This window comes from Gemmatimonas aurantiaca (assembly GCF_037190085.1).
In the GTDB taxonomy this organism is placed as follows: Bacteria; Gemmatimonadota; Gemmatimonadetes; order Gemmatimonadales; family Gemmatimonadaceae; genus Gemmatimonas; species Gemmatimonas aurantiaca_A.
Genome location: NZ_JBBCJO010000004.1, coordinates 358,255 through 365,454 on the forward strand (window position 1 = coordinate 358,255; position 7,200 = coordinate 365,454).

The 7,200-nt window shown below is 67.4% G+C and carries 5 protein-coding genes; 2 read left to right on the forward strand and 3 right to left on the reverse strand.

Annotated elements, in window-relative coordinates:
* Positions 1–14: 14 nt before the first annotated feature.
* From WG208_RS05680 to WG208_RS05690, 3 genes are all read right to left on the reverse strand, one after another.
* Positions 15–1,625, reverse strand: a complete 1,611-nt coding sequence (locus tag WG208_RS05680; RefSeq protein ID WP_337170369.1) for an ATP-binding protein — start codon at positions 1,623–1,625, stop codon at positions 15–17.
* A gap of 6 nt (positions 1,626–1,631) precedes the next feature.
* Complete coding sequence (locus tag WG208_RS05685) at positions 1,632–2,312, reverse strand: response regulator transcription factor (protein ID WP_337170370.1); 681 nt, start codon at positions 2,310–2,312, stop codon at positions 1,632–1,634.
* Between the two features lie 252 nt (positions 2,313–2,564).
* Positions 2,565–3,785: a GIY-YIG nuclease family protein gene (locus WG208_RS05690; RefSeq protein WP_337170371.1), complete on the reverse strand. Its 1,221-nt coding sequence runs from the start codon at positions 3,783–3,785 to the stop codon at positions 2,565–2,567.
* A 176-nt stretch (positions 3,786–3,961) separates the two neighbouring features.
* Between WG208_RS05690 and WG208_RS05695 the strand changes: the two genes are divergently transcribed.
* Together WG208_RS05695 and WG208_RS05700 are read left to right on the forward strand one after the other, a co-directional pair.
* Positions 3,962–4,558, forward strand: a complete 597-nt coding sequence (locus WG208_RS05695; protein ID WP_337170372.1) for a sigma-70 family RNA polymerase sigma factor — start codon at positions 3,962–3,964, stop codon at positions 4,556–4,558.
* Positions 4,555–7,113 carry a serine/threonine-protein kinase gene (locus tag WG208_RS05700; RefSeq protein ID WP_337170373.1) on the forward strand — a complete coding sequence of 853 codons (2,559 nt, stop codon included), beginning with the start codon at positions 4,555–4,557 and terminating at the stop codon, positions 7,111–7,113. The genes WG208_RS05695 and WG208_RS05700 overlap by 4 nt, the downstream gene beginning before the upstream one ends.
* Positions 7,114–7,200: the final 87 nt, after the last annotated feature.

The following is a 7,200-nucleotide window of genomic DNA, read 5'->3' on the forward strand; positions in this document are numbered from 1 at the left end:
GTGCGACCGCGGGCCTATCCATGCCGGACGTCGGCTGAGCCGCTGGCATGCGGTTTCTGACGACGGGCGGGGAGACGCACTTCGAACGTGGCGCCGGGGAAGGCGGCAGTCGTCCCATCGGTGTGCGCGGTGGCGAGGAGCCGGATCTGCCCCCCGTGCACCTGGGCAATGGCCTGCGCGATGGCGAGACCGAGACCGGCGCCCGTCCCGGTGGCGGTCTCCCGCGCATGCGGCTCGTGCACGAAGCGGTCGAAGACGGTGGTCCGGATGGTTTCCGGAACCCCGGGACCCTGATCGTGCACCCGCAGCAGGAGATGTTGCCCGTCGCGATCGACGACGACCCGCACCGTGCTGTCCGACGGCGCGTGTTTGATGGCGTTGTCCAGCAGGTTGATGAGCAGGCGGCGCAGCAGATTGGCATCGCCCGTGGTGGTGGCCGACGCCTCGTCCACCGTGGGCGCGATGTCACAGGTCACCGTGACGCCCTGCGAGAGGGCAATCGATCGCACGCTGCGCACCGCGTCGACGGCGAGATCGGGAAGCTCCACCACTTCCCGCGTGACGATGGGGCCACCCGCATCCACGCGTGCGAGCAGGAAGAGATCGTCCACGATGCGTGTGAGACGGATGGACTCGCCCTGAATGACGGTGAGCGCCTCGCGGTATTCGGCTTCGCGCCGGACAGCGCGACGCAGCGTGACATCGGCTTCGCCGCGGATGATGGCAATGGGCGTGCGCAATTCGTGTGACGCGTCGGCCACGAATTGCCGCTGGGTGCGGAACGCATCACCGACACGGGCCAGCAGACCGTTGATGATCTGCGCCAGGCGGCCCAGTTCATCGTGCGGATTCACCACCGGCAGTCGTTCGTCGAGATTGGCGGCCGTGATGGACGCCGTGCGTCCGTTGATGGCTTCGAGCGGCGCCAGACTGCGGCGGGCGAGACCGTAGCCGGCCAGGACCGACGCGAGCAGCGCGGCGGGAATGGCCAGGAACAGCGTGTTGCGCACCTGACGCAGCAGGAGCCGGTCCCCGGCTTCCGACAGCAGCGCCGTGATGAGCAACGTGGGGCCATTGCGTGCGTCCTCGTCACCGGTGGGCGCGACGCGCACCAGGGCCATGTGCGCCGGTCCGTCGGCCAGCATCACCTCACGCACGGCCAGACCGCGATCCCGTGCGAGCGTCCGTGCCAAGTCCTCGTCACGGCCGGTCCGCATCTCCTCGAGGACCGCGTGCACGGGTTCGGGAAGTCGGACGGCGCTGTCCCCCTGTCCGGTGTCGGACGTGCCGTCCACCGGCAACCTGGGCTGCCGCGCGGCCATCATCCGCACAGCCTCGTTGGTGATGAAGATGTCGAGATTGCCGACACGCATTTCGCGCAGCACGGCGCGTTCGGTGGCACCGTCGGCTTCGACTTCACCGCGGGCGGCCATGGCCCGTCGTTCGGCGCGGACGGCGCTGGCCACGACCTGCGCCGATTCACTCACGGCGGAGATGGCACGCTCCCGCACCACGCGCGTCAGCGTGAACCATCCGACCACGACGAACACGATCAGCACCAGCGCCAACACGCTGGCGTTCCACAGCGTCAGACGCAGCAGGATCGAAATGCGGACCGGCTTCACGGCGCCTCAGGCGGGTGGCACATCGGTGAGGATGTAACCCGCGCCCCGCCGCGTGTGAATGAGCGGCGCATGGCCATCCCGATCGATCTTGCCGCGCAGACGGTTCACGTACACTTCGACCGCATTGGTGAAGGGATCGTGATTGTCGTCCCAGACATGCGACACGATGTCCCCACGCGAGAGCACGCGTCCCACATTGCGGGCCAGCAGTTCGAGCAACGCATACTCCTTGGCCGTGAGCGCGATGGCCACACCGGCCCGGCTCACGGCATGCGATTGCAGATCGATCTCCAGATCGGCCACGCGCACGAGCATCGGCTGGAGCGTTTCGGGGCGTCGCAGCAGGGCACGCAACCGGGCCAGCAGTTCGCCAAAATCGAACGGTTTGACGAGATAGTCGTCGGCGCCCGCATCGAGTCCGGTGATGCGGTCGGCCACGGTGTCCCGCGCCGTGAGCATCAGCACCGGTGTACGGATGTCCCGGCCGCGCAGCGTGCGTGCCACGGTGAAGCCGTCGATGTCGGGCAGCATCACATCGAGCACGATGGCGTCGTAGCTGTTGACAGCGGCCTGCGCGATGGCGGCCTTGCCCAGTTCGCAGGTGTCGACCGCGTACGCTTCTTCGCGCAGCCCGCGCGCGATCAGCCGGGCGAGTTTCGGATCGTCTTCGACGACAAGCAGGCGCATGAGGAGAGGAGCACTGGTCGGAAGGGGACGGTTCGTCCCTGAAAAACAGCCGACGATTCGTTAATCGGCTTGAAAGGTACGGCTCTGTACACTTCCCGCCGTACCACCGTTACGCCAACCCAGGGGCGGGACCCGAAGCAAGCGAGCGGTGGCCACAAAGCGGCGTGTCCGGGGCAACTCGGGCACGTCGTTTTGTTTTGGGGGATGTCGGCGTGGAAGAGGCGGCGGAGAAGACCGACACGCGCCCCCGCGTCAGACGCGCGCACCGCGGGTGCGCTGCTTCTCCACCGGTCGCCGGCGGAACCAGCTGGCGACGAGAAAGAACTCGTCGAGATCGTGCGTGGGAATGTCCGCACCCGACGGATCGGGGCCGTCGTACACGCGGGCCACGAGCGCGCGGAACGCCTCGTGCTCTTCGTCGGTCCGGGGCGCGCGCACTTCCGCCCGCACCGTCCCCCGGCGAATGAGATACACCCATTCCCGGTCGGCATGGCCGATGGCGTGATAGCGGAACGTGAGTCGGTCGACGTTGGCATGAAAGTGCTGCAGACGATCGAACAGCCAGCGCACGAGGGCGAGACGATCCCGCAGCACACGCGCGCGTTCGAAAGCGAGGGCTTCCGCGGCCTCGTGCATCGCGCGCTCCAGCCGACGCAGCGGTCCGTCCCCTCGGCCTTCCAGGAACGCATGAACCTCGGCCGCTGCTGTACGATAGGCGCCCGCCTCACCCGCGCCGATGCAGGGACCGGCACAGGTGCCGAGATCGTGACGCAGGCAGGCCGGCGCCCGTGAACGGAGACGGGCCGATGACGACCCGATGGGTCGCGCGGGGTCGTCGGCGAACCAGAGCGTGGGCAGGCGTTCGCGTCCACTCCTGCCGGTGCTGCTCGTGCCGCCGGTGCCCACCGGCCGCGTTGGTGTGTCCTCGAGCGTGCAATCGCGCAGGGCCGTGGCTTCGGCCAATGCCCGCACCGCTTCGCGCAGCTGCTGCACACGGCGGAAGGGCCCGAACAGCGCCACCGCCGCCGGATCGTCGGATCGGGCCACCACCCGCAGGCCGGGCACCGGATCTCCCGTGAGGGCCACGTAGGCCCTGGGCCAGTCGTCGAGCACCATCATCGAATTGAAATGCGGGCGATACTGCTTGATCAACCGCAGTTCGCGCAGCAGCGCGCCGAATTCGGTGTGCGTGTACTCCCACTCGATCTGAAAGGCGTGCCGCAGGATGCGCGCGGCCTTGTTGCGACGTCCTCTGGCCCGGAAATAGGACAGCAGGCGGGTGCGCAGGGCGCGGGACTGTCCCACGTAGATCACCGCACCGGTGGGGCCGAGCATGCGATACACGCCGGGCCGGTTCTCGCAGCCGGCACGCACCAGCGTCCGCAACTGCTTGCGGTGGGCTGGTGTGGACTGTGCCGGACGGCCGTGCAGTCGCGCATCCGGCGTGTCGACGGGCTGGGACGCCGCGCTCATGGCCACAAGCTAGCGGCAGGCGTCCTCGGGTGTGAGACGAGGCGATGTACGCCGACCGGACAGAGGTCGCGCGGACGTGGTGCGTCGTTGTTGCAGGAAGCCCGGTGCGCCCCGCGCGGGAAACCGCTACAATTGCTGCGCTCGGCTGCTTCCCGATGCTCCAGGCGAAAAGCGACATGAACCACGACGACCGCAGTCACGACAGTCACGATTCGACGACGCATCACGAGGTCACCCGGCTGCTGGTGGATCTGCAGAATGGATCGGATGGAGCCGCGGATCAGCTCATGCGCGTGGTCTACCGCGAGTTGCATGATCTGGCGGAGCATTTCATGCGTCGTGAACGTGTCGATCACACCCTGCAGCCCACGGCGCTGGTGCACGACGCCTATCTGCGCCTGATGGGGCAACGGGAAACCTCGTGGCAGAACCGGTCGCACTTCTTCGGTATCGCCGCGCAGGCCATGCGTCGCATTCTCGTCGATCACGCACGCCGGGCGCGCGCCGGCAAGCGGGAAGGTGGTGAGCGCGTGACACTCGACGAATCGGTGGCGGAAAGTCCCGAACGTTCGGTGGATCTGATCGCCCTGGACGATGCGCTGAACAAACTGGCGGCACTTGATCCACGACAGGCGCGTGTGGTGGAGCTCCGGTACTTCAGCGGACTCGGTATCGAACAGACCGCGGCCGTTCTGTCGATCTCTCCGGCCACCGTGAAACGCGACTGGACCTTCGCGCGGGCGTTTCTGCAACGCGAGCTGGAGCGCGCGTGAGCGAGACGCCGCTCACGCCCACCCGTCTGCATCGTCTGCGGGCCCTGTTCGATGCCGCCATCGAATTGCCGGTGGGAGAACGCGCGGCGTATCTCGCCTCGGCCTGCGAAGACGACCCGACGTTGCAGACCGAGGTGGAGGAATTGCTGGCCGCGGTCGAGCGGAGCGGCGACACGTGGGATCATCCCGTGGGCGCGGCCGTGGCGGGGGCGATGGCGGAAGGGCTGGGCGAGGGCACGCGAGGCGATCGGTATGCCGCGGGCGGTCGTATCGGGGTGTACGAGATCACGCGACTCATCGGCATGGGCGGCATGGGCGCCGTGTACGAAGGTGTCCGCGTGGACGATCAGTTCCGCAAGCGGGTGGCGCTCAAGTTTCTGCGGCGTGGGGGCGAGGGCGATCTGGCCATCCGGCGATTCCGCTACGAGCGGCAGATTCTCGCCAACCTGAATCATCGCAACATCGCAGCGCTGCTCGATGGCGGTGTCACCGAGGATGGGCAGCCGTACATCGTCATGGAGTACGTCGAGGGAGAACCGCTCACGACGTATGCCAACACACGGCGGCTCGATCTGCGCGGCCGGGTGGCGTTGCTGCGCCAGGTGTGTGCCGCGGTGCAGCACGCGCACCAGAACTTCGTGGTGCACCGGGATCTCAAACCGGGCAACATTCTCGTCACGGCCGATGGCAGCGTGAAGTTGCTCGACTTCGGCATTGCACGGCTCACGCGCGACGCCGAGGGCCTGGAGCAGTTGCCGGCCACACAGGGCGGCGCGTTGGCGTTCACGCCGGAGTATGCCAGTCCCGAGCAGGCGCGCGGCATGCCGGTGGCCGCGTCGAGCGACATCTACTCGCTCGGCATCATCGCCGCCGAACTGCTCTCGGGTGCGCGGCCGTACACGGTGCAGGGGCTGCTGTTCGCCGAAATGCAGACGGTGATCGTGCAGACACCGGCGGCCGTGCCGTCCACCCAGGTGACCGACGCGAGTGCCACGTCGTTCGGCATGCGGGCGCCCCGTCTCCGGCGGGCGCTGCAGGGCGATCTCGACGCGATCATCCTGCAGGCGTTGCGCAAGGAACCCGAGCGTCGCTACGGATCGGTGGAGCAGTTCTCGCGCGATCTGCAGCGCTGGCTGGATGGCCTGCCGGTGTCGGCGCAGCGCGACACGCTGGCCTATCGCGCGGGCAAGTTCGTGCGCCGCCGTCGTCTCGAAGTGACGGCGCTGGGGCTGATCGGCGTCTCGCTCGTGGGCGGCATCGTGGCCACCTCGCGTCAGGCGCGCCGCGCGGAGCTGGAACGCAACAAGATGGAGCAGGTGAACAGCTTCCTCTCCAACATGCTCAGTGCCGTCGATCCCGAACTGGGTGGGACCAGTGTGACCGTGGCGCAGGTGCTGTCACAGGCGGCGAAGAACATCGAGCAGGAGCATCTCGAGCCGGAGGTGGAAGCGCAGATCCGTCACACGCTGGGGCAGACGTACTATGGCCTGAGTCTCTACGATTCGGCGGAAACGCATGCCCGGCGGGCGTGGGACCTGCGACGGAAGGAATACGGGGACCTCGATCAGCGCACGTCGATGAGTCTGTCGTACGTGGTGGCGCTGACCGAAGCGCGCGGCGCGTTCGCGCAGGCCGAGTCGCTGGCGATGCTGCTGGTGGATCGGCAGCGGCGCATGCCGAAGGATCAGTACAATCCCACCGAACTGGCCACGGCGCTCGACAATCTCGGGCGCACCATTGAACAGCAGGGTCGTCTCGACGAAGCGCTCGCGGTGAAGCTCCAAGCCATCGCGTTGCGGCGCACGATCAAGGACGATTCGAGCAGTCTGGCCGCGTTGCCGTACACGCTCAACAGCGTCTCCGTGTCCTACACGTATCAGGGGGAATTCGCCAAGGCGGAGTCCCTGCTGGTGGAAGCGCTGGACGTGGAATCGCGGGTGCATGGCCCCACGTCGTTCAACATGGGCAATCTGTCGCGCTCCTATGCGTCCCTGCTCGACGAGATGGGGTACCAGGCCCGCGCCGATACTATGATCCGTCGGTCGGTGCGCATTCTGACCGACGCGGCCGGCCCCACGCACTACGAAACGCTGCGGTCGAAGTCGATGCTGGCGCAGCTCCGGTATGCGGCGGCCGACATGCCGGGCACGATCGCCGCGGCGCGTGAAGTGGTCCCGGAAATCGGTCGTGGCATGCCGGAGTCCGATGCCACGGCGGGTTCGGTGCTGCAGGCGCTGGGACTGGCGCTCGATTCGCTGCGACAGTTCGTGGCTGCCGACACGTTCCTGCTGCGTTCGCGCCAGTTGCGCCGCACGTACATGCCGCCCGAACACTGGGCGGTGGCCAATGCCGATGCGGTGTACGGCTACCATCTGGGGCGCTGGGGTCGTCGTCAGGAGGCCGAGCGATTGATGCGCGGGGCGTACGATCGGCTGGTGAAGACACGCGGGGCGGATGCGCTGGTCACCAAGCGGGTGGCGGTGCGCCTGGCCGAGTTCTTCGAAGCGACCGGCCGGGCGGCCGAGGCGAAACAATGGCGAGATCGGGGGACGTGAAAACAACAGCAACAACAAACTGCATTGCCGCGGAATACACGGATGGGGCGGGAACAACACCGATAACAACCGGAAAAACCCGTGTTG